General features: G+C 58.9%; 1 protein-coding gene and 1 pseudogene. Both read left to right on the top strand.

Translation table 11 applies throughout. The features are described from left to right. Nucleotides 1-185, top strand: a 185-nt coding sequence (locus tag C5471_RS23690; RefSeq protein ID WP_278250200.1) for a VasL domain-containing protein, incomplete at its 5' end; no start/stop codon positions are given. Nucleotides 186-207: 22 nt separating this feature from the next. Then, nucleotides 208-421, top strand: a pseudogene (locus tag C5471_RS23685) (type VI secretion system Vgr family protein); the annotation flags it as partial.

Genomic DNA, 421 nt, shown 5'->3' with positions numbered 1-421 from the left:
ACAACCGCGACGTGCCGCTGGAAGAGTTGCTGCGTCAGCTGGCCGTGGAGGTTGAACAGGGGCACACCGTCTCACCGGCCCTGATAAAAAAGACCGACGACCGTTTTAACGCCCTGCTCAGTCGCTACTCTGCGTTACAACAAGACGCCGGGCTGACAGCACGTCCTGAGAAAGCCCACCCGTAACCTCAGAAAAGGAACCTTTACCATGTCATTTCAGAAAAAAACCGCCGGGCAGGTGGCACAGCAGATAGCCAGCCTGCTCAGCGCCCAAAGCGCTGGCGGGTTGCAGTTCACCCTCACGGCGGGCGGATTACCGCCTGAGACCTTTGTCGTCTCCCGGTTTTCACTCACCGAAGCCCTGTCAACCCCCTTCAGCCTGACGGTCAGTTTAGCCAGTGCCGACCCGGCGATTGATTTCG

Origin of the sequence: Photorhabdus tasmaniensis (assembly GCF_011189505.1) — a bacterium.
GTDB lineage: Bacteria > Pseudomonadota > Gammaproteobacteria > Enterobacterales > Enterobacteriaceae > Photorhabdus > Photorhabdus tasmaniensis.
This window is presented reverse-complemented; position numbering and strand designations above follow the sequence as displayed.